The following is a 21,536-nucleotide window of genomic DNA, read 5'->3' as shown; positions in this document are numbered from 1 at the left end:
CGCGATGTGAATTGCAGCCTGTTTCGCGACGCGTCAAGCGGATCGCGGGTTGAAGGGCGACGCACGCTTGGCTTAGAGACGGGAGCAGGCGATCGAAACGGGGGCGATGCGACAAATGCGCACGATTTTGCGATTGGTGATTCTAGTGTGTGGCGCGGCATTGATGTCGGTGCCGGATGGAGCGGCGGCCCAGAACAGGGAAACACCCTATTGGGCTTCGGTTTCAGCCGGGCAGGCGCGGATGAGGACGGGGCCGGGGCGCAACTTCCCGATCAGCTGGCTGTACCAGCGGGCGGACCTGCCCGTGCGCGTTGTCGAAGTGTATGAAAACTGGCGCAAGATCGAGGACCCGGACGGCACCCAGGGATGGATGCTCGTCAATCTCCTGAGCGCCGACCGGACGGCCATGATCGTCGGCGATATTCGGCCGATGCGCGAAGCGCCGCAGGTCGGCGCGCGAATTCGCTATCAGGCAGAGCCCGGCGTCGTCGGACGGATCAGGAGCTGCCGGCGCGGATGGTGCGAGATCGATGTGCGCGGGCGCAGCGGTTTTGTCCGGATCGCCCACCTTTTCGGCGTCGAGGAAAATGAGCGTGTCGACTAGGCCCTGCCACTAAGTGACCGCGCTCTTCACGAATTTCGAAAATTTGCCGCCTGAATGGCGCGCCGGATTCGGGGCGCTGCTCGGTCTGATCATCGGCAGTTATCTGGCCACGCTGGCGTTGCGCTGGCCTTCGGGCGAGGGCGCGTCGCAGGGCCGGTCCCGCTGCAATGGCTGCGGCAGGGCGCTCGGCTGGCGCGAGCTGATCCCGCTGCTGAGCTATGCCATGCGGCGCGGCCGGTGCGGACATTGCGGTGCGCGGATAGACCCCGTCCATCCGGTCGCCGAACTGGCAGCGGCGCTGATCGGCGCCTTGTCCCTCGCGCTGCATCCCGGCTTCGAAGGGCTGACCGGCGCAATTTTCGGCTGGATCCTGCTGGTTCTGGCGATACTCGACATCCGCCACTTCTGGCTGCCCGACCGGCTGACCCTGCCACTGGCTGCTCTCGGTATCGGTGCCTCATGGCTGATCGGTATGCCGAGCCTGGTCAACGCGCTGATTGGCGCGCTGGCCGGTTTCGGGCTGCTGTTTGTCATCAACAGCGCCTATCGCGCGCTGCGTGGCCGCGACGGACTGGGCAGCGGCGACTCGAAGATGCTCGCCGCGATCGGCGCATGGCTCGGATGGCAGATGCTGCCCTTCATTCTTTTGCTGGCGAGCGGGACGGGCCTTCTGGCGGTGCTGTACGGCGCGCTGCGGGGACGCGCGACGAAGGCCGGCGATCGCTTGCCTTTCGGTGCATTTCTGGCGGTTGCAGCCTGGCCGCTCTGGCTGGGCCGCGATGCACTGCAAAATTATTTCCATGCTTTGTGAGTCGCACCTTTCACGGAAATGCCATAAAACCCGTCATCGCGGTGTAACACTCAGCGCCTAGCGGGCGTGTCTCGGGGGAGTATTCATGCGCTTATCGCTCGATGCCCGTGCTCAACGACTGTTGAGACGGCTGCCGCGAACAACCTGGTTTTCCGTGCTGGAAATCATCCTGATTTCCTTGCTTGCCGTGCAGTGCGCGCGGCTGGTCTGGGCGGTTGTAACGCCGGTCGGGCCAGTCGGGGACTGGCGCAGCGATGCCGGCATGCCGGCGCTCGCCGCACCGGATATGACGCTGTTCGAAACTTTCGATCCCTTTTTTCGCCTTGAAGGCAATGGGCGTGTTGTTGTGACGGATCTCGATGTCCGCCTCTTCGGCGTACGGCAGGATCAGGCGAGCGGCCGCGGATCGGCGATCATCGCGCTGCCCAGTGGCGAACAGGACAGCTATTCGGTGGGCGACGAGATCATGCCCGGCGTGACGCTGGAGGCGGTCGATTTCGATTTCGTGACGATTTCCCGCAACGGATCGCGCGAACAGATATTTCTCGATCAGTCGAGTGCGCCGACGGCATCGCCGCCGCCGCAGGCCGTAGCGCGTCAAACGCCGGCCGCGCCCTCCCGAAGAGCCTCGGCCGGACGCCCGGCGCCCGAAAGGATTTCGCCGGGCCAGCTCGCCTCCGGCACCCAGATTTCGCCGCGGCGCGAAGGCACCCGGCTGACCGGTATCGTGCTCCAGCCGAGCGGCGCCGACGACGCGGCCCTGCGTGCAGCCGGTTTCGAGCCGGGCGATGTCATCATCTCGATCAATGGCGAGCGGATACAGGATATGGGGCAGGCGGTTCGCTTCGCCAACAGTCTGGGAACCGGCGACGGTTTCGTACAAGTCGAACGCAATGGCGAAACCGTCTCGTTTCGCGCAAGGGTAGGCGAATGAAAAAGATAGCATCGATTTTGGCCATGACGGCGTTGCTGATGACGCCCATGGCGCCGCTCAGCGCCCAGCATGTGCTCAACCTGCGCAACGCCGATGTCCGGGCCTTTATCCAGGACGCTTCGCGCGTAACGGGGCGGACCTTCGTTATCGACCCTTCAGTGAGCGGCACGGTGACGGTCGTGACCGACCGGCCTTTGTCCCAGTCCGAATATTTCGAGGTGTTCCTCTCCACCCTGCGCGCCAATGGCCTGGTTGCGGTTCCGACGGCGGGCGGCGCGCTGCGCATCCAGTCGACGGCGAGTGCAGCCTCCCAGCCAGGGAGCGTCGGCACGGCGCGTGCCGGCAACAACGCCTTCGTCACGGAAATTTTCCGGCTGAGCAATATCCCTGCTGCATCTGCGATCGAAACCTTGCGACCGCTGGTAAGCCCGGAAGGATCGATCACCGCAAACACGGCGGGCAATTCTCTCGTCATTGCCGATTTTGCCGACAATGTGCGCCGGATGCGGGCCCTGATCGGGCGAGTCGATGTGGATTCCAGCGCCAGCGAGATCATCGCGCTCAACAATGCCGGCGCGCGGGAAATCGCAGCATCGCTGCAAGGACTGGTAACGGGCGGAGAGGGGCCGGCTCCTGCCGCGGTTGTGCCGGTCGACAGTTCCAACTCCCTGATCATTCGCGGCGAGCCGGCAACGGTGGCGCGGATATCGGCGCTGGCGCGCGAGCTTGATGCCCGGGCGGCGAGCGGCACCGAAATCCGTGTCATATTCCTGGAATTTGCCGATGCGGGTCAGATCCTACCGGTGCTCGAACGCGTGACGGGGCAGGCCGGTGCCGTCTCGTCCTCAAGTCCCAGTACGGCCGGTGCGGATAGCGGGGCGGGCAGTGGTACCAACGGGGCAGGGACCGCCGAAGCAGCCGGTGGCCGCCCGGGCCAGCGGGTTATCGTGACCGGCTATGAGGGAGCGAACGCGATCATCATCTCCGCGCCGCCGGAGATGCAGCGCACGCTCGGTGAACTGGTACGCCAGCTCGACACGCGCCGGGACCAGGTCCTGGTCGAGGCGATCATTGTCGAGATTTCGGATGCCGCGGCGCGCGAACTGGGTGTGCAGTTCCTGTTCGGCGGCGAGGATGCGCCCTTCGGCGTCACCAACTATTCGAATGTCTCGCCGCGCATTCTCGATATTGCGGGCGGCGTGCTGGCGGATGACCTCGATCAGTCGACGACCGTCATCAACGGCAATGTGGTCACCACGAGCAACAATTCGTCAGTAGGCGATCTGCTGCGCGAAAATGCGGCGCGATCCATTCTCGGTGCGCGTGGCGGTTTTCTTGGTTTCGCCTCGCAACTGGGTTCGGACTTCATCTTCGGCGCGATCCTGAACGCCGTGCAGGAAGATACCGATTCCAACATCCTCTCCACGCCCTCGATCACGACGCTGGACAATCAGGAAGCGAGCATTCTCGTCGGTCAGGAAATTCCGATCTCGACCGGCGAGGCTCTGTCGAACAATTTCGACAATGCCTTCCGCACAATCCAGCGCGAAAATGTCGGTATCGAACTGGAAGTCAGGCCGCAGATCAACGCCGGCGGGGCGATCCGCCTCGATATCCGGCAGGAAGTCAGCTCTATTGCCGGGCCGGTGTCGGAGGACTTCAACGAACTCATCATCAACAAGCGCGAGATCGAGACGACGGTGACCGTTAATGATGGCGAGATTATCGCTCTCGGCGGCCTGCTCGACGATAATGAGCGTCGAACGATCCAGCGGATTCCGATCCTGGGCGACATCCCGATTATCGGCGAACTGTTTCGCTCGCGGGCGCGCACCCGGACCAAGACCAACCTGATGGTCTTTATCCGGCCGACGATCCTGAGCAGCGCCGAAGACCGGCGCGAAGTGATGGAGCGGCGCTATGGCTATATTCGTGCGCGGCAGTTCCTTGCCGACCCCGATCGCGAACCCGGTATCGACACGCTGGTCCGCCAGTATCTCGGTGTAGCGCCTCCCGGCCGCCCTCCGTCCAATCCGCCTGCTGTCGATCCGGACATCATTGTGCCCGAGGTCAGTACGAGCAGCTCCACCATCAGGCCGGTGCAGGTTCCAGCTGCCGAGGAGCCGCAATAATGGTCAGCATTCGGCGTGGCGACGAAGTGCCGCCGGATGATCTGGCGGGTGCGCCGGCCGTGACGCTGGACGACGGCTCCGATCCGATGCCGATACAGGAACTTGCGGCGAACATCCCCTATGGCTTTGCCCGGAAATTCGGCGTGGCCCTTCTCGAACAGGCGGCCGAAGACCCCCGCTTCAGGGTGGCGCTGCGTGAAGGAGACGATCCGCAGGCCCTGCTCGAGGTGCGCCGCTTTCTCAGCCGTCCCTTCGATGTCGAATTGGTGCCGCCGGAGCGGTTCGATTCGATCCTCTCCGAACGCTATGCCGTGGACGGTCAGGCGGCGGCGGATGCGGCGAGCGGGATCGGCGATCTCGACATGCTCGCCAGCGATATCCCGACGGCCGAAGATCTGCTCGACAGCGCCGATGATGCGCCCGCCATCCGCCTGATCAACGGCATCATCGCCGATGCTGCGCGGCAGGGCGTCTCCGATATCCATATCGAACCCTATGATACCGGGCTTGTCATTCGCATGCGGATGGACGGAGTGTTGCGCGAAACACTGCGCATGCCGCCCCATGCCGCCTCGACCATTGTTAGCCGGATCAAGGTGATGGCGCGGCTCGATATCGCCGAGCGCCGGATTCCGCAGGATGGGCGCATTGCGCTGACACTGGGCGGAAAGTTGCTGGATGTGCGCGTGTCGACCCTGCCCAGCCGGGCGGGGGAACGGGTGGTGCTCCGCATTCTCGACAAGGACAATGCCGGGATCGACCTCGAACAGCTCGGTATGCCCGAGCGCGTCGATGCCGTGTTCCGCCAGGCACTGGCAGAGCCCAATGGCATCATCCTCGTCACCGGGCCGACCGGTTCGGGCAAGACGACGTCGCTTTATGGCGGGCTGCGCCTTCTCAACGATGGCTCGCGCAATATCCTGACCGTCGAGGACCCGGTCGAATATGCGATCGAGGGTGTAGGGCAGACCCAGGTCAATCCGAAGGTCGGCCTCGATTTTGCGACCGGGTTGCGGGCCATCCTGCGGCAGGATCCCGATGTCGTGATGGTCGGCGAGATTCGCGACCGGGAAACGGCGGAGATCGCCGTACAGGCCTCGCTGACGGGTCATCTGGTGCTTTCCACGGTCCACACCAACGATGCCGTCGGCGCGATCACCCGGATGCGCGATATGCGGATCGAGCCGTTCCTGCTGGCATCGACCCTGCGCGCCGTTGTTGCCCAGCGTCTTGTCCGCAAGCTGTGCACCAACTGCCGTGAGCAGGTGCAGTCTTCTAATGCCGTCGCGGCGTTGCTTGGCTTTGATGCGGGGACGCCGATATTCGAAGCGCGCGGCTGCGATGAATGCAATCATAGCGGCTATAAGGGCCGGATCGGCGTATTCGAGATTATCCGGATTGATGACGATATCCGGCGGATGATCAATGCGGGCGGTGATGAATCGCAGATTGCCCGCCATGCCTATCTTCATGCACCCAATCTCGGGTCGGCGGCGCGCGCGCTGGTTCGTGACGGTGTGACGACGGCCGAAGAAGCCGTGCGGATTTCGCGACTTGAGGAACCAGAGCCTGTCGCCGGGTCTGTTGATGCCTAGTTTTGACTATCTTGCCCTCGACACGGCGGGCCGCGAAAAGCGCGGTTCGGTCGATGGCGAGACTCTGGAAGCAGCGCGGGCGCGGCTCGATGCGCGGCGGCTTTATGTGGTGCAGATCGCACCGGGCACGGGCGGCCCGGCCAAGGCTGCCGCAAACGATACCGGGCCGCTGCTGAGCCGCTCGATCACGCTCAACCCCAATCTGTCGGCGAAAGAGCTGACGCTCTTCACCCGCCAGCTTTCGACGCTGATCGATGTCAGTCCGCTCGAAGAGGCGCTTAGGACGATTGCCCTGCAGGCGGAAAAGCCCAGAGTGCGCCGCGTCCTTGAAAATGTGCATGCGGGCGTGGTCGAAGGGCAGCGTCTGGCCCGTGCGATGGAGCGCGAGAAAAAGAGTTTTCCGCCGCTCTACCGCGCGATGATATCGGCCGGCGAGGGGTCGGGCGCGCTGCCCAACATCCTGGCCCGGCTTGCCGATCTGCAGGAACGTCAGGCCGAGGTGCGCGGCAAGGTACTGACCGCGCTTGCCTATCCGATCATGCTGACGGTCGTCGCCATTGCTGTGGTGTTCGCGCTCATGATTTTCGTCGTGCCGCAGGTGGTTGAGCAATTTGACAGTGTGGGTCAGGAACTGCCGCTGTTGACCAGGATCGTGATCGGGCTTTCGAGTTTTCTATCCAATTGGTGGTGGGCCTTGCTGCTGGTCATCGGGCTGACCAGTTTCGGTCTGTGGCGCGCACTCCAGAACCCGGAGTTCAAATTGCGTTTTGATAGGCGTGTTCTCCGGTTGCCGGTGCTCGGGCGCCTCGCCCGCGATCTCCATGCCGCGCGTATGGCACGAACCCTCTCGACGATGATCGGCAGCCGGTTACCGGTGCTCGAAGGGCTGACCCTGACGGCGAAAACGGTTCGCAACGCGGCGCAGCGCCAGGCATCCGAAGACGTCGCCGAAGCCGTGCGTCAGGGCGGAAGCCTGTCCGCCGCCTTGCGCAAGGCCGATATTTTCCCGCCATTGCTTGTCTATATGGCGTCGAGCGGGGAGGCGTCGGGGCAGCTCGACATCATGCTCGAACGGGCAGCCGACTATCTCGAACGCGAATTCGACACCTTCACCTCCGCCATGCTTTCGCTGCTCGAACCGGCGATCATCATCGTCATGGGCGTCGTCGTCACACTGATCGTGCTGGCCATCCTGCTGCCCATTCTCCAGCTCAACACATTAGCCGTTTGATAGGGTTTCACTATGTCGCTTGTTTCATTTCTCCGCCGCCAGCTCGTCAATGACGCAAAGAAGGAAAACGGATTCACGCTGACCGAACTCATGGTCGTGCTCGTGATCCTGGGGCTGTTGTCGACCGTCGTTATCCTCAACGTCATGCCGCTTCTCGGTCAGGCCAATTCGACCAAGGTGGCCGCCGATATCGACACATTGGGCTCGGCGCTCGACCAGTACCGGCTCGACAATATGGCCTATCCGCGCACCGAGCAGGGGTTGGCCGCGCTGACGACGCCGCCGTCCGATCTCGCCCAGCCGCAGCGCTATCGCCAGGGCGGCTATATCCGCCGCCTGCCCGACGATCCCTGGGGCAATCCCTATCAGTACGCGATGCCCGGAACGCAGGGCGGCGGCCCCTATGATATCTTTACCTATGGCGCAGACGGCCAACCCGGCGGCGAAGGCGAAAATGCAGATATCGGCAACTGGCAATAAATGAAAAGCCCGTTCACCCTTCGCCGGAACAGGCCTGAGCGGCGTGGCTGTGCCAACGAGCAGGGATTCACGCTGACCGAGCTGATGGTCGTGCTGGTGATCCTGGGGGTGTTGTCGGCGGCGATCGTCTTAGTGATGCCCGATCCGCGCGGCCGGCTGATCGACGAAGGGGAGGCGTTTGCAGCGCGCGCCAATGCCGCGCAGGAAATTGCCATCGTCGAGATGCGGGATACCGCTCTCTGGGTGTCGCCAGCCGGTTATGGATTCGAACGCTATGACGGTGACGAATGGTCTCCGATGACGATACCGCCGTTTCAGGACAGGCAGTGGCCGGAAGACACTGCCGTTTCGATTGCCCAGCAAGATGGCGAGCGGACGCGGATTATATTCGACGCCACCGGACTGAATGGGCCACTCGATGTCACATTGGCACGCGGAGACAACAGCGTAAGCGTCGCCATCGGCGCGGACGGGACGATCAATGTCGCGGGCTAGCCGGCCGTCCCTTCAAGCAGGCTTCACCCTGCTCGAAATGCTCGTGGCGCTTGCCGTGTTCAGCATTGCCGCGCTGGCGCTTCTCAATCTTGAGACAGTGACGGTGACCAACACCAACCATATTGCAGACCGCACATTCGGCCAGATTGTTGCGCACAATGTGGCGGTGGAAACGCTGACCGATCCCGCGCCGCCTTCCATTGGGACGGCTTCGGGCGAGGAAGCCAATGGTGGTCGCAACTGGCAATGGACGCGCGTGACGGGGGCATCGCCCGAGGAACGGATCCTACAGATCGAGATTGCGGTGATCGACGAAGCGGGAGCGCACGCTGCCGACCTCACCATTTTCCGGTTTGCCGCGCAATGATGCGATCCGGCCACTCCCAGGCGGGCTTTACGCTCGTCGAACTGATGGTGGCGCTGTTCATCTTCGGCATAGTGTCGGCCGCCGGGGTGGCGCTGCTGGGTTTTAGCGTGGATTCGCAAGCGGCATCGCGCGAAGCCCTGGCCGATATGAGCTCCATCCGGCGCATGAACGCGTCGCTGACCAATGACCTTGGCCAGATTGCCCCGCGTCCCGCGCGCGACCAGGCCGGCGCGCGGCAAAATGCCTTTTTCGGCGGTGGCGGGGCCGATGGCGACCTGCTGATCAGCTTTGTTCGGCGCGGCTGGTCCAACCATGACGGAGAGCCACGGGCCTCGCTCCAGAAAGTCGATTACCGGCTGGTCGGGGGCGTGCTGGAACGGCAGGCCTATCCCTATGTCGACGGCGCGGAACCGCTGCCTGCGGCGCAGCTGGTATCGGGTATCGAGAGCATTGCCCTGCGCTATCGCAGCGACGGGGAATGGCGGGATCGCTGGGACCCGACCCTGGCCACTGAGCTGCCCGATGCGGTGGAGTTGATCGTAGAGATTGAAGGGCTTGGGCCCGTGCGCCAGCTTTTTCAGACAGGGGCGACAGCGTGAGGCCGGGCAAACCTTCCGAAGAGGGCGCGGCACTGCTCGCCGTGCTGCTCCTCGTGGCCATCATGGCGGCGTTGGCCGCCGCATCGCTTGAACGACTACAACGGGCGACGCGGCTTGCCGGGAACATCGCGGCGCTGGACCAGTCGCGCGCTTTTGCGACCGGCGCGGAATCGCTGGCGGTGCTCAGGGTCAACGACCTGCTCGCGCGCGACCGCGGCAAGACAACGCTGGCCGGTGACTGGCTCGGCCGGGAAACAGCGCTCCCCTTGCCTGATGGCGGCGTGGCGCTGGCGCGGCTCTGGGACGGCAGCAACTGTTTCAATCTGAATAGTGTGGCGCGCGGCGACGATCCGGCTGCGCTGACCACGGATCAGGTCGGGGTCATCCAGTTTTCGGCACTGATGACGGCGCTCAGGATTCCGCGCGGCGATGCCGAGCGGATCGCCTGGTCGCTGGCAGACTGGATCGATGCAGATTCCGTTCCGGCACGTCAGGGCCATGAGGATCGCAGTTACGGCCAGTCCGATACCGCCTACCGCACGGGAAACACGATGCTTGCCGAAGTGAGCGAACTGCGCGCGGTTGCGGGCGTCACCCCCGCCTATTATGAGCGAATGCGCCCTTGGCTCTGCGCGCTGCCGACCACCGAGTTGTCGCCGATCAATGTGAATACCCTGCTTCCTGAACAGGCCCCGCTTATCGCCATGCTTCTGCCCAACCGTCTCGATGCCAATGGCGCCAGCCAGGTGATAGCCGCGCGCCCCGAGGGTGGCTGGAACTCGATCGCCGATTTCTGGAGCCAGCCGGTGCTCGCCAATCAGGAACCGATGAGCGAAGTGATCGGCCAGCCGCAGATCCGAACCCGTTATTTCCGGCTGGCACTCGATGTGCGGCTTGGCGAGGTCGCGATGCAGCAGTCTGCGCTGATCGATGCGAGCGTTGCGCCAGCGCGAATTGTGTCGCGCCGCTGGGGGCGCGACGAATGAGCGAGGAACGCTTCCTTCTGCTTTTTCTCGGCGAGGAACCCGGCTGGATGCGGCTTGCAGGTGGGCGTTGCGTTGCCCGCAAACCCGGCTTCGATACGCTCGCTTTCGATCCCGATACGGACGATCCGGAAATGGTAATCCTTGTGGTGCCCGGCAGCGATGTCGCGTTGCACTGGGCGGATATTCCCGCCGGACTGGCCCCGGCGCAAACCATGGCCGCAGCCCGGATCATGGCGGACGAGGTTAGCGCCGAGCCTCTTGAAGCGACGCATATTGCCTTTGGACAGGCCGATGAGGAGGGCCATCGCTGGCTTGCCGTCACGGCCCGGGCGAAGATGGACAGCTGGCTCGGCGCGGCTGCCGCACTCGGGATCGATCCTGACGGCATCGTCCCCGAACCGGTGCTGATGGCGCCGCCTGAAACAGGGGTGCATGTCTTTCGTAGGGCAGGGCTCTGCTCGGTGCGCGGGCAGACCCGCGCCTTTGCCGCCGAACCGGAAATCGCTGCGTTGCTGATCGGAGACGAGCCGAGCGAAGCGCTGGGCGCGGAGGATTTCGAGGGGGAAGTCGGCGCAATGCTGGCCGATGCCCCGCTCAATCTGAGGCAGGGCGACTATGCCAAACGCCGGCAATGGAAGCTCGACAATGCCTATGTCCGCCGGGTTGCGCTGCTCGCGGCGACGATCCTCCTGGTAACCCTGCTGATCCAGCTGACGATGATTGCGCGGTACAGCTTCGCCGCCGACGCGTTGGAGCGCGAAGCGATGGAGCGCGCGCGCGATGCGATCCCAGGCACTGTCGAGATTGTAAATCCCGAAACCCAACTCCGGGCGCAGCTTGCCGGACTGGGCGGGGGACCGGGCTATGGCGAACAGGCCAGTGCCGCTTTTGCGGCCATCCGGGATACCGCAGGGGTCGAGCTGCAGGCGATGATCTACGATGCCGATAACACTCTGCAGCTGACAGCCGCCGCGCCGGGACAGGCCGAATTACAGGCATTGCAGCAGCGCATGATAGCGGCAGGGTTGTTGGTCACACCCGGCGCCGTGCGTGACGCGGGCGGCCTGCAGATCGGCGAATTTACGGTGAATGCGCCATGATCGATCAATTTAACAGATGGTGGGAAACCCGCACGGTGCGCGAGCGTTGGCTGTTAGGCGTCGCCGCCGGGCTGGCCGTACTGGTTCTGGCCTGGCTTCTGATCGTCCGGCCGATCGACCTTCTGCGTGAATCCGCCAAGGCCCGGCATGACCATGCGGTTATTGCGCTGGGCCGGGTCGAAGCGCGGCTCGCCGAGATCGAGGAGTTTGCCGCCAATCCATCCGCAACTGTCGAAGGACGGATCAGCGATGTCGTGATGGCCGAAGCGGTGCGCGTCGGTTTCAACACCGCGCAAACCGAGCCAGCCGGAACAGATGGTGTGCGGGTACTCATCGGGGCCGTTCGCCCCCAGACCTTCTTCGCCTGGGTTGCGGATCTCGAAAATCGGCTCGGGCTCGATGTCGACGCACTGACGGCCCGGCCAAATGCGGACGAGACGCTGTCCGTGGATGTCACATTCCGCAGGGGGCAGGGCTGATGCGGATTGCCTTGCCAATGAGCCGCGCGGTGCTTTTCGTCTGCATCTTCCTGCTTGCGATGCTGGTGCTCATTCCGATGCAGCATGGCCTTGGCTGGTTGGGCATGGACGAACGCGGCATTGCGGCGCGCGAAACCAGGGGCAGTATCTGGAACGGGCGGCTTGTCGAAGCGCAGTTTGGCGATGCGGCGGTCGGGGATGTCGATGCCCGTCTTGGCTTTTTCCCGTTGCTGGTGGGCAGAGCTCGCATAGCCATGGCGCGCAGCGGCAGCGATGCCGGAGCCGTTGGCGATTTTCGCGGTGCAATGAGCGTCTCGGGCGCCGAGTTCGGGTTGGATGACATGCAGGCTTCCCTGCCAGCCGCGTTGCTGTTCGCGCCGCTGCCTGTAGCGGGGATCGAACTGGAAGATGTGACCGTTCATTTCGACCATGGCCTGTGCTCGGAGGCCGAAGGGCTGGTGCGCGCGCGGCTTGGCGGAAATCTTGGCGGCGTTTCGCTTCCCGATATGCTGATGGGCAATGCACAATGCGATGAGGGTGCATTGTTGCTGCCGCTGATCAGCCAGTCGGGGATGGAACAGCTCGAGATCAGGATCGATGCGACCGGTGCCTATGCTGCGGAGCTACGGATGATGGCGGTCGACGATGCGGCGCGCGAACGACTGGCGCTTGCCGGTTTCGTGCCTGGCGCCAATGGCTATGCGCTGGCGGTTCAGGGCGAACTCTGAGCGAAGGCCTTCACCATCGCCGCGGCGATGGACAGGGCGATCTCGGCGGGGCCGGTGCTACCGATATCGAGCCCTGCGGGGCCATCGATCCGCTGCAGCATCTCGTCGCCAATTCCCTGAGCGCGCAACCGGTTCAGCCGCGCCGCGTGACTTTGTCGTGAACCAAGCGCGGCGATATAGGCGGCGGGCGTAGCCAGAGCGGCGACCAGCGCCGGGTCATCGATTTTGGGATCGTGGCTGAGCGCGGCAATTGCAGTCCGGCGGTCGGGGCGGTGTTCCGCTATCGCGTCATCGGGCCAGCGGTCGTCGCGGGTCATGCCGGGAAAACGCTCTGCTGTCAGAAATCTCTCTCGCGGATCGATGATGACCGGTTCGATGTCGAGTTCGCGCGCTATGCGGGCCAGCGACTGGGCGATCTGAACCGCACCAATAATGAGCAAACGGCGGCGCGGGGCATAATGGGCGATCCAGAGATCATCGTTCGCAGGCTCCGCCAACCTCGTCATTCCAGTTTCCAGATCGGTGGCCGTGGAGAGCGTCTCGCCGGCTGCGCGCGCCGCTGCAATCTCGGCAAAGAGCGCTTCCGGAAATCCAGTCATGCCGACCGGCTGGATCATGACCCGGAGCTGGCCGCCGCAGGGCAGGCCAATCTCCCATGCGGTTTCATTCTCTACGCCATAGTCCAGAATCCGGAATCGATTCTCGGAGATAACCTGAGCGGCGGCCAGCAATATTTCTCCTTCTACACAGCCTCCGGATACGGATCCCTCGAACCGGCCATCTTCATGAACCAGCATGTGGCTGCCGACAGGGCGCGGCGCGGAATTCCATGTTCTGAGGACGGTCGCTACGGCAAGGCGGTCTCCCCGCCATTCCCGCTGGCGCGCGATCAATCGGTCCATCTCGCCTTTCATGATACCTCTTTGCGCTGCGGGATGAGGAAAGCGCAAGCGCCTGTTGCGCGTCCGCGCGCGACTGTGCGAGAGTTGACGTAAAGGAGAAGCTGATGACCGATCGCGTGACCATTGCCATAGATGACAAGGGCGTTGCCGATGTGCGGCTGAACCGGCCCGACAAGATGAATGCTCTCGATCCGGCGATGTTCGACGGGATCATCGATGCGATCGACCGGCTTGGCGGCGAAACGGGTTTGCGCGCCGTCGTGCTCTCGGGCGAGGGCCGGGCCTTTTGCGCCGGGCTCGATATGGGCAGCTTTGCCGGAATGGTTGAGAATAGCGAAAAGAAGGGCGATGACGCGCCCAAATCCGGCGGCCTCGAAACGCGGACTCATGGCGATGCGAACCGTTTCCAGCAGGTTGCATGGGGCTGGCATGTGCTTCCCGTGCCGGTGATCGCGGCGGTTCATGGCGTGGCATTCGGCGGCGGTTTCCAGATCGCGTGCGGCGCCGATATCCGGATGACCGCACCCGACACGCGCCACGCGATCATGGAAATGAAATGGGGGCTGGTGCCGGATATGGCGGGTATCCCCATCGTGCGAAATCTGGCGCGCGACGATGTTGTGCGGGAACTGTGCTATACGGCGCGCATCTTCAGCGGCACCGAAGCGCTGGAATATGGTTTTGCGACGCGACTGTCCGACGATCCCCATGCCGACGCGATGACGCTGGCGCATGAGATCGCAGCGAAAAGCCCCGATGCGGTGCGCGCCAACAAGCGGCTGCTGAATATGTCGGTTGACCAGCATGCACCGGAAATACTGCTTGCGGAATCGCGCGAACAGGCCAGCGTGATCGGCAAACCCAACCAGATCGAGGCGGTCATGTCCGGCATGGCAAAGCGCCCCGGCAATTTTACGGATGCAGCATAGATGAAAGCCGCAACGCTCAATAAACCCGGCGGGCTCGACAATATCGCAATCGCGGATCGGGAGCAGCCGGATGCAGGCCCGGGCCAGATACTGGTCAAGGTCAGTGCGAACTCGCTCAACTATCACGATTATGTTGTCGCACTGGGCGGTATCCCGACGGTTGATGGCCGGATCTTGATGTCCGACGGCGCGGGCGAAGTCGTGGCCGTGGGCGAAGGCGTGTCCGGCTGGAAAATCGGCGACTATGCCCTGTCCGTCTTCTTTCCGGGCTGGGCCGATGGTGTGGGCGAGAACGAGAAGCGGCTTGGCGTGCCCGGCGATCATGCCGATGGCTTTGCCGCCGAATATGTCGCCGCCCCTGCACAGGCCTTCACAAAGGCGCCGAAGGATTACAGCTTTGCCGAGGCCGCAACCTTGCCATGTGCAGCTGTAACCGCATGGCGGTCCCTCATGGTCGCCGCCCACACCAAACCCGGAGACATCGTACTGGTGCAGGGATCGGGCGGCGTTTCCATTTTTGCCCTGCAATTCGCCAAGGCGGCGGGCGCAACAGTGATTGCGACCTCGTCTTCCGGCGAGAAGCTGGACAGGCTTCGCGATCTCGGTGCGGATCATCTGATCAACTACAAGGAAGAGCCCGAATGGGGCAAAGCGGCGCTGACTCTTACCGGCGGACGCGGTGTGGATTGCGTGGTTGAAATCGGCGGCCCCGGAACCCTGACCCAGTCCATTTACGCTTGCCGCACAGGTGGCCATATCGGCCTTATCGGCGTGCTGACGGGGCTCTCGGGAGAAATTCCGACGGCGCTTTTCTTCCAGAAAAATCTTGTGATGACAGGCATCACCGTTGGCAGCCATGCCGATCAGCGCGACATGATCGCCGCGATCGATGCGAACGGCATCAAGCCGGTAATCGACAGCCACTTCCCGCTGGAAGGATTGGCGGACGCGTTCAGGCATCAGGCGGCGCAAAAGCATTTTGGGAAGATTGTGATCGATATTCCAGGTTAAGGCGCGGGCCTGGCAAAGGCACGCGGCAATGGATTGGGAGAGATGAAAATGGCTTCGACATTCACGCGGTTGGCGGCGCTCGCCGCCATACTGTCACTGGGTCTCACGCCCTCACTCGCGCAGGAGCGGGCGGAGACGTCGGCTCTCGAAATGGGCGCTGGTGGCCGACCGGTTGGCCAGGCCTGGTCGCGCAGCCCGGTTTATGCTGAGCATGGCATGGCCGCGACGGCCCATCCGCTCGCGAGCCAGGTCGCGGTCGATGTCCTGCAACGGGGCGGAAGCGCGGTTGATGCGGCCATTGCCGCCAATGCGGCGCTGGGGCTGATGGAGCCGACCGGAAACGGTATCGGCGGCGATCTTTTCGCCATCGTCTGGGATCCCGAAACGCAGCAACTCTACGGGCTCAACGCGTCCGGGCGCAGCCCGATGGGGCGCAGCTATGCCGATTTACGCTCGGCGCTGGGCGATGCCGATTCCATTCCGCCCTTCGGCCATCTGCCGGTCAGCGTGCCGGGCACGGTCGATGGCTGGTTCGAGCTGCATGGCCGGTTCGGCAGGCTACCGATGGCGGACATTCTCGCACCGGCAATTGACTATGCGGAAAACGGCCATCCCGTTTCGCCGGTGATCGCCTATTATCTGGAGCGCAACCTCGCCCGGTTCGAGGAGCGGCTCGACATGATCGGCGAGTTCGACAATGCGCGCGCTACCTATTTTGCCGATGGCGCGCCCGAGGCCGGAGAGATGTTCCGCAATCCCGATCTCGCCAACACGCTTCGCATGATTGCGGAGGGCGGGCGCAATGCCTTTTACGAAGGCGAGATAGCCCGGACGATCGATGCCTATATGCGGCGGATCGGCGGCGATCTGCGGCTTGAGGATTTCGCGGCGCATCGCAGCGAATGGGTGGCGCCGGGCTGCGTCGAATATCGCGACGGTTACGAGCTGTGCGAATTGCCGCCGAACGGGCAGGGCTTTGCCGCGCTCCAGATGGTCAACATCCTGCGCAATGTGGACCTGACCCAATGGCCGCGCGGCTCGGCGGAGGTGCTGCATTACATCACCGAAGCGAAGCGCCTGGCCTTCGAGGATCTGGCGCGATTCTATGCCGATCCCGCCTTTGCCGATATCCCGGTCGAGGGTCTGTTGTCGGAGGAATATGGCCGCCGCCGCTTTGCCGAGATCGATGCGACGCGCGCCAATCCGGCGTTCCAGCCCGGCGATCCGCGGCTCGAAGGGGAGGGCGATACCACCTATCTGACCGTCGCCGATTCCAGCGGCATGATGGTCTCGCTGATCCAGTCCAACTATCGCGGCATGGGATCGGGCCTTGTGGCTGACGGGCTGGGCTTCATGTTCCAGGATCGCGGCGAGCTCTTCTCGCTCGATCCCGATCATCCCAATGTCTATGCACCGGGCAAACGACCTTTCCACACGATCATCCCGGCCTTTGTGATGCGCAATGGCGCGCCGCATATGAGCTTCGGGCTGATGGGTGGCGGAATGCAGCCTCAGGGCCATGTCCAGGTCCTCATCAACATGGTCGATTACGGTATGAATGTGCAGGAGGCGGGCGATGCCGCGAGGCTCAACCATGATGGCGGCCGCCAGCCGACCCAGGACCTTGAAGGCACGGGCGCCGAGCTGCTCGGAACGCTTCATGTCGAACCGGGCATTTCGGAAGAGACGATCGAGCGACTGCGCGCAATGGGCCACAATGTCGAAGTCGTCGAGAATGGCGTGATGTTCGGCGGCTATCAGGCGATCATTCGCGATCCGGAAACCGGCGTCTATTCGGGCGCGACCGAAATGCGCAAGGACGGCCAGGCCCTCGGCTATTGACGCGTTTGCGGGATCGGATGCGGCCTGGAAGCCGCGCCGGCCCTTAACATGATGTCCGGAAAGTCGTCCTCGGCCTGAAAGAGAAGCGCCGACCGCGCTCATCGCAGAGCACGTCGATCGCCGAGCCGTCAGGCGCTCGATAGAAGTCCGAACATCCTGTTTCGGGACGTTCCGGATGTCGAGATTGGCCCCCGCCGGCCTGACCGAACAGCGTGACGGCCCGGAGCCGGATGTAAACGCGCGAAACGCGGGCGGGCTCCTGAATATCCGGCGTGCCGTCGACCGGTGAGCGGGCCGCGATGGCAACAGTCGGTGGAAGCCATCTCCTCCTGGTTACAAACCCGTGCCGGAAATTTCGTCAGCTTTTTCCGCCAGGTAGAAGATAAATTCTGTAAACTATTCTAAAATAGGCATAAGAAACCTATTGACAACATATTGTCAATACGACAACATGCGCCTTATGGAAAAACGAACACGCCGGGGCGAAATACTGACAGAGCTGATTCTGGAGATATTCAGGGTCAATGGCGAGATGCTGGATATCGGCAACGATCTCACCAGGCCGCATGGGCTGACCAGCGCACGTTGGCAGGTGATGGGGGCTGTGGAGCTGGCGGGACAGGCGCTGACTGTATCGCAGATCGCCCGCCGGATGGGGCTCGCCCGTCAAGGCGTCCAGCGGATCGTCAATGACCTGGAAAAAATGGAACTGGTGATCGCCGAACGCAATCTCGATCACAAACGCGCACCGCTCTTTTCGATCAGCAAGGCCGGAGAGAAGGTGATGGCCAAGATCGACAAGGCTCAAGCGCAATGGGTCAACCGGATCTCGAGAACACTCGGTGAAGGGGAGCTCGAACAGGCGCTGCAGACATTGCGCACCATCCGCGATCGCTCGGAAATCCACAAACCCGAATAGGAGATACATTGTGCCAAGTTTTAAAGAGCTCAACGAAAATTTCAGTCTCGCCGATCAGATGCAGACAAAAGAAGATGGATCGATCGTTCTGATCAACGTTTTCACCGTCGACCCCGCCGACGAAAACGAGCTGCTCGCGGCCTGGACCCACGATGCCGAGTTTATGCGGGCGCAGCCCGGCTATATCTCGACCCAGCTGCATAAAGCGATCGGCGGCAGCGGGACCTTCGTCAATTATGCCGTCTGGGAGAGTGTGGAGTGCTTCCGCAATGCCTTCACCAATCCTGAATTTCAAAAGCGCATCGCCGATTATCCCGCAAGCGCAATCGCTTCGCCTCATCTCTTCAAGAAGCTTGGCGTGCCGGGGCATTGTGTCGCTTAGCGCCACGAAAGGACATCTCTATGCCGCTCAAAAGTACGCAATCAGCTTATGGTGCCGTGGCCGTGACTATCCACTGGCTTAGCGTTCTTTTCATCATAGCGCTGGCTGGCTCGGGTTTTCTGGCGGCAGGGATGGAAGATACTGCCGCTAAGGCCGCTGTTCTGCGCGCCCATGTGCCGTGTGGTATCGTTATTCTCCTGCTCACCGCCGCGCGCGCTGGCTGGTGGTTGCTTGCCGACAGAAAACCGGATCCCGTACCCATGCCGGATTGGCAGGATCGCGTTTCTCGCGGCGTGCATTTCCTGTTCTACGTCGTGATTTTCGGAATGGGGGCCAGCGGTATCGCGATGATGGTGCTTTCCGGCGCCGGCCTGATAATTTTCGGTGGAACGGGTGAAACACTGCCTGATTTCCGGGACTTTGGACCGCGCATTCCCCATGGGGTCGGCGCACGCCTGTTCATCGCGCTGTTCGTTTTTCACGCCGGTGCTGCCCTGCATCATCATTTTGTCAAACGCGATGGCCTGCTGCGGCGCATGTGGCGATGAGGATGGTGACCCCTACGGGAATCGAACCCGTGTTTCAGCCGTGAGAGGGCCGCGTCCTAACCGCTAGACGAAGGGGCCTTGGCAAGCAGTGCTTGCGGGCGGGTCGATTTAGGGGGTGGGCAGGGAGAGGTCAACTCATCGCCGGGAATATGCTATGATCGGGCTTCCCGGTGAGTCCCAGCACCGGCCCCCGCATTGCAGGCACAAGAGAGGAAGGCAGCATGGCTACGCAACTCAAGATCGATTTCATATCCGATATATCCTGCCCCTGGTGCGTTGTGGGGCTACGCAATATGGAAGCTGCACTCGCCAATATCGGCGATGATATCGAGGCCTATGTCCGCTTCGAACCGTTCGAGCTCAATCCGGACATGCCGCCCGAGGGTATGGATCGGGCGGCCTATTTCGCGACCAAATACGGAATTTCAACCGAAGAGGCGAAGAACCGGGGCGGCGAGATTCGGGCGCGGGCCGAAGAGGCGGGTTTCACGATGAACACGGGCGAAGGCTTTCGCGTTTACAACACCTTCGATGCGCACCGTCTGCTCGAATGGGCGATGGAAGAGGGCAAACAGCGGGCGCTCAAACATGCGCTGTTCGAGGCCTATTTTACCGATGGCAAGAATATGGGCGACCATGAGACGCTCGCTGGAATCGCTGAATCTGTCGGGCTGGACCGCGGGCGGGCGTGCGAGATCGTGGCTGGTGACGACTATGCCGGGCATGTCCGCCAGTCCCAATCCCATCAACGCGGGCGCGGCGTCCAGTCCGTCCCGACGATTATCGTCAACGGCGAATATGTGATCAATGGCGGCCAGCCGCCCGCGATTTTCGAGAAAGCCTTTCGCCATATCGCCAGCGAAATTGCGCGCGAAGAAGCGGTGATGCCCGAGGTTGTTTAAGCCAAGATGCGGGATTTCTGTCAGCAGTGTTGAGCCGCCAGAAACTGGCCCAGCCTTAGGCCGCTTCGGCTTCCTTGTCGCGCCGCATACCCTCTTCATTCAGCATTTCGGCCAGCAGGAAGGCCAGTTCGATGCTTTGCCCTGCGTTGAGGCGCGGATCGCAATGGGTGTGGTAGCGGTCGCCGAGATCCTGATCGGTGACGTCGATCGCTCCGCCCGTGCATTCGGTGACATTCTGGCCGGTCATCTCGCAATGGATGCCGCCGCCATAGGTGCCCTCGGCGCGGTGAACGGCGAAGAAGTCCTTCACCTCGGCAAGGATGCGTTCGAACGGCCGGGTCTTGTACCCGCTGTCCGCCTTGATAGTGTTGCCGTGCATCGGATCGCAGGACCAGATGACCGGATGGCCTTCGGCTTTCACCGCGCGGACGAGCGGGGCGAGGCCTTCCTCGACCTTGTCATGGCCGAAGCGGCTGATCAGGGTGATGCGACCGGGTGAGCGCTCCGGATCGAGCGTGTCGAGCAGTTTCAGCAGATCGTCGGGATCGAGGCTTGGCCCGCACTTCATGCCGATCGGATTCGCGATGCCGCGGAAATATTCGACATGGGCGCTGTCCTCGAACCGTGTCCGGTCGCCGATCCACAGGAAATGGGCGGACGTGTCGTACCAGTCGCCGCTCTGGCTGTCGCGGCGGGTCAGCGCTTCCTCATAGGGGAGCAGCAGGGCTTCGTGCGACACATAGAATTGCGTGCCGTTAAGCTGCGGTACGCGGTCGGCGTCGATGCCGCATGCGTCCATGAACTGAAGCGCATCGCCGATGCGGCCGGCCAGTTCCTCGAACCGGGCGGCCCAAGGGCTTTTGCCCATGAAATCGAGCGTCCAGCTATGCACCTGGTGGAGGTTCGCATAACCGCCGCTGGCATAGGCGCGCAGCAGATTGAGCGTGGCCGAAGCCTGCGAGTAAGCGCGGATCATGCGCTGCGGATCGGGTATGCGCGATTCCTCGCTGAAGCCGATATCGTTGACGATGTCGCCGCGATAGGAGGGCAGGGTGACGCCGTCCTGCTCCTCGACATCGGACGAGCGCGGTTTGGCAAATTGCCCGGCCATCCGGCCGACCTTCACGACCGGTACTTTCGAAGCATAGGTGAGGACAACCGCCATCTGCAGGATGACGCGAAACGTGTCGCGGATATTGGTCGGGTTGAACTCGGCAAAGCTCTCGGCGCAGTCGCCGCCCTGCAGCAGGAAGGCTTTCCCTTCGGCCACTTCCGATAGATCGTTGCGCAATTGGCGTGCTTCACCGGCAAAGATCAGCGGCGGACAGCTGGCGAGGCTGTCTTCCACACCGGCCAGAGCTTTCGCGTCGGTATAGCTCGGCATCTGGATGCCATTGGCATCGCGCCAGCTATTCGGGGTCCATTGCTTCGTCATAACATTATCCACAGGGTGATTGCGGGCAAATCCATGACGGAGCCCATCTGCGATTGCAACGGGCTTTTGCTTGTTTGCGGAAAAGCACGGGTTTTGGCCAACTCGCGCCGATACAGGGAGCGGCG

General features: G+C 62.7%; 23 protein-coding genes and 1 tRNA gene. 21 read left to right on the top strand and 3 right to left on the bottom strand.

The window, feature by feature from the left end; all coding sequences use genetic code 11:
- Positions 1–115: 115 nt before the first annotated feature.
- The 14 genes from DFR46_RS04055 to DFR46_RS03990 all read left to right on the top strand — a co-directional run bounded on the left by DFR46_RS04055 (position 116) and on the right by DFR46_RS03990 (position 12,541).
- Positions 116–604 carry an SH3 domain-containing protein gene (locus DFR46_RS04055; RefSeq protein WP_116235284.1) on the top strand — a complete coding sequence of 163 codons (489 nt, stop codon included), beginning with the start codon at positions 116–118 and terminating at the stop codon, positions 602–604.
- Positions 605–617: 13 nt separating this feature from the next.
- Positions 618–1,415, top strand: a complete 798-nt coding sequence (locus DFR46_RS04050; RefSeq protein WP_245953665.1) for a prepilin peptidase — start codon at positions 618–620, stop codon at positions 1,413–1,415.
- An 85-nt stretch (positions 1,416–1,500) separates the two neighbouring features.
- A complete protein-coding gene (locus DFR46_RS04045; protein ID WP_116235283.1) occupies positions 1,501–2,349 on the top strand; it encodes a type II secretion system protein N in 849 nt (282 codons plus the stop codon).
- Positions 2,346–4,481, top strand: a complete 2,136-nt coding sequence (gspD, locus tag DFR46_RS04040) for a type II secretion system secretin GspD (protein WP_116235282.1) — start codon at positions 2,346–2,348, stop codon at positions 4,479–4,481. The genes DFR46_RS04045 and gspD overlap by 4 nt, the downstream gene beginning before the upstream one ends.
- Positions 4,482–4,567: 86 nt before the next feature.
- Positions 4,568–6,076, top strand: coding sequence for a GspE/PulE family protein (locus DFR46_RS04035; RefSeq protein WP_116237138.1), 1,509 nt, complete (start codon positions 4,568–4,570; stop codon positions 6,074–6,076).
- Complete coding sequence (gene gspF / locus DFR46_RS04030; protein ID WP_116235281.1) at positions 6,069–7,307, top strand: type II secretion system inner membrane protein GspF; 1,239 nt, start codon at positions 6,069–6,071, stop codon at positions 7,305–7,307. The genes DFR46_RS04035 and gspF overlap by 8 nt, the downstream gene beginning before the upstream one ends.
- A 12-nt stretch (positions 7,308–7,319) precedes the next feature.
- Entirely contained in the window at positions 7,320–7,787 is a 468-nt protein-coding gene (gene gspG / locus DFR46_RS04025; RefSeq protein ID WP_116235280.1) for a type II secretion system major pseudopilin GspG, read from the top strand.
- Positions 7,788–8,282, top strand: coding sequence for a GspH/FimT family pseudopilin (locus tag DFR46_RS04020; RefSeq protein ID WP_116235279.1), 495 nt, complete (start codon positions 7,788–7,790; stop codon positions 8,280–8,282). It begins immediately after the preceding gene.
- Positions 8,269–8,649 carry a type II secretion system minor pseudopilin GspI gene (gspI, locus tag DFR46_RS04015; protein ID WP_116235278.1) on the top strand — a complete coding sequence of 127 codons (381 nt, stop codon included), beginning with the start codon at positions 8,269–8,271 and terminating at the stop codon, positions 8,647–8,649. The genes DFR46_RS04020 and gspI overlap by 14 nt, the downstream gene beginning before the upstream one ends.
- On the top strand, positions 8,646–9,248 hold the full coding sequence (gene gspJ / locus DFR46_RS04010; RefSeq protein ID WP_162843387.1) for a type II secretion system minor pseudopilin GspJ: 603 nt from the start codon (positions 8,646–8,648) through the stop codon (positions 9,246–9,248). The genes gspI and gspJ overlap by 4 nt, the downstream gene beginning before the upstream one ends.
- Complete coding sequence (gene gspK, locus DFR46_RS04005) at positions 9,245–10,234, top strand: type II secretion system minor pseudopilin GspK (protein WP_245953663.1); 990 nt, start codon at positions 9,245–9,247, stop codon at positions 10,232–10,234. Before gspJ ends, gspK begins: the two co-directional genes overlap by 4 nt.
- On the top strand, positions 10,231–11,334 hold the full coding sequence (gspL, locus tag DFR46_RS04000; RefSeq protein WP_116235276.1) for a type II secretion system protein GspL: 1,104 nt from the start codon (positions 10,231–10,233) through the stop codon (positions 11,332–11,334). Before gspK ends, gspL begins: the two co-directional genes overlap by 4 nt.
- Positions 11,331–11,813: a type II secretion system protein GspM gene (gene gspM, locus DFR46_RS03995; RefSeq protein ID WP_116235275.1), complete on the top strand. Its 483-nt coding sequence runs from the start codon at positions 11,331–11,333 to the stop codon at positions 11,811–11,813. The genes gspL and gspM overlap by 4 nt, the downstream gene beginning before the upstream one ends.
- Positions 11,813–12,541, top strand: a complete 729-nt coding sequence (locus tag DFR46_RS03990) for a type II secretion system protein N (protein WP_116235274.1) — start codon at positions 11,813–11,815, stop codon at positions 12,539–12,541. Before gspM ends, DFR46_RS03990 begins: the two co-directional genes overlap by 1 nt.
- Here DFR46_RS03990 and DFR46_RS03985 read toward each other — a convergent pair.
- On the bottom strand, positions 12,526–13,455 hold the full coding sequence (locus DFR46_RS03985; RefSeq protein ID WP_245953661.1) for an XdhC family protein: 930 nt from the start codon (positions 13,453–13,455) through the stop codon (positions 12,526–12,528). The two genes, DFR46_RS03990 and DFR46_RS03985, sit on opposite strands and share 16 nt — an antisense overlap.
- Before the next feature lie 92 nt (positions 13,456–13,547).
- On the opposite strand from DFR46_RS03985, the gene DFR46_RS03980 reads away from it, so the two are divergent.
- The 6 genes from DFR46_RS03980 (at position 13,548) to DFR46_RS03955 (ending at position 19,074) form a co-directional block, all read left to right on the top strand.
- Positions 13,548–14,372, top strand: a complete 825-nt coding sequence (locus tag DFR46_RS03980) for a crotonase/enoyl-CoA hydratase family protein (RefSeq protein WP_116235273.1) — start codon at positions 13,548–13,550, stop codon at positions 14,370–14,372.
- Entirely contained in the window at positions 14,373–15,383 is a 1,011-nt protein-coding gene (locus DFR46_RS03975; RefSeq protein ID WP_116235272.1) for a zinc-dependent alcohol dehydrogenase family protein, read from the top strand.
- Between the two features lie 48 nt (positions 15,384–15,431).
- Positions 15,432–17,225, top strand: a complete 1,794-nt coding sequence (gene ggt, locus DFR46_RS03970; RefSeq protein WP_342769821.1) for a gamma-glutamyltransferase — start codon at positions 15,432–15,434, stop codon at positions 17,223–17,225.
- Between the two features lie 460 nt (positions 17,226–17,685).
- On the top strand, positions 17,686–18,144 hold the full coding sequence (locus tag DFR46_RS03965) for a MarR family winged helix-turn-helix transcriptional regulator (protein WP_116235270.1): 459 nt from the start codon (positions 17,686–17,688) through the stop codon (positions 18,142–18,144).
- 10 nt (positions 18,145–18,154) lie between these two features.
- Positions 18,155–18,526 (top strand): antibiotic biosynthesis monooxygenase family protein, encoded by a 372-nt coding sequence (locus tag DFR46_RS03960; RefSeq protein ID WP_116235269.1) that lies wholly within the window; start codon positions 18,155–18,157, stop codon positions 18,524–18,526.
- Between the two features lie 20 nt (positions 18,527–18,546).
- On the top strand, positions 18,547–19,074 hold the full coding sequence (locus tag DFR46_RS03955) for a cytochrome b (RefSeq protein WP_116235268.1): 528 nt from the start codon (positions 18,547–18,549) through the stop codon (positions 19,072–19,074).
- Positions 19,075–19,077: 3 nt separating this feature from the next.
- Here DFR46_RS03955 and DFR46_RS03950 read toward each other — a convergent pair.
- Positions 19,078–19,152, bottom strand: a tRNA-Glu gene (locus tag DFR46_RS03950).
- Positions 19,153–19,295: 143 nt separating this feature from the next.
- Here DFR46_RS03950 and DFR46_RS03945 point away from each other — a divergent pair.
- Positions 19,296–19,976 carry a DsbA family oxidoreductase gene (locus tag DFR46_RS03945; RefSeq protein WP_116235267.1) on the top strand — a complete coding sequence of 227 codons (681 nt, stop codon included), beginning with the start codon at positions 19,296–19,298 and terminating at the stop codon, positions 19,974–19,976.
- 55 nt (positions 19,977–20,031) lie between these two features.
- On the opposite strand, the gene DFR46_RS03940 is transcribed toward DFR46_RS03945, so the two are convergent.
- Positions 20,032–21,411: a class II 3-deoxy-7-phosphoheptulonate synthase gene (locus tag DFR46_RS03940; RefSeq protein ID WP_116235266.1), complete on the bottom strand. Its 1,380-nt coding sequence runs from the start codon at positions 21,409–21,411 to the stop codon at positions 20,032–20,034.
- Between the last annotated feature and the right edge of the window lie 125 nt (positions 21,412–21,536).

The sequence above is a fragment of the Parasphingopyxis lamellibrachiae genome (assembly GCF_003385775.1).
GTDB classification, from domain to species: Bacteria; Pseudomonadota; Alphaproteobacteria; order Sphingomonadales; family Sphingomonadaceae; genus Parasphingopyxis; species Parasphingopyxis lamellibrachiae.
The sequence above is the reverse complement of the archived record's forward strand: the minus strand, read 5'-3'. Positions and strand labels throughout refer to the sequence as shown.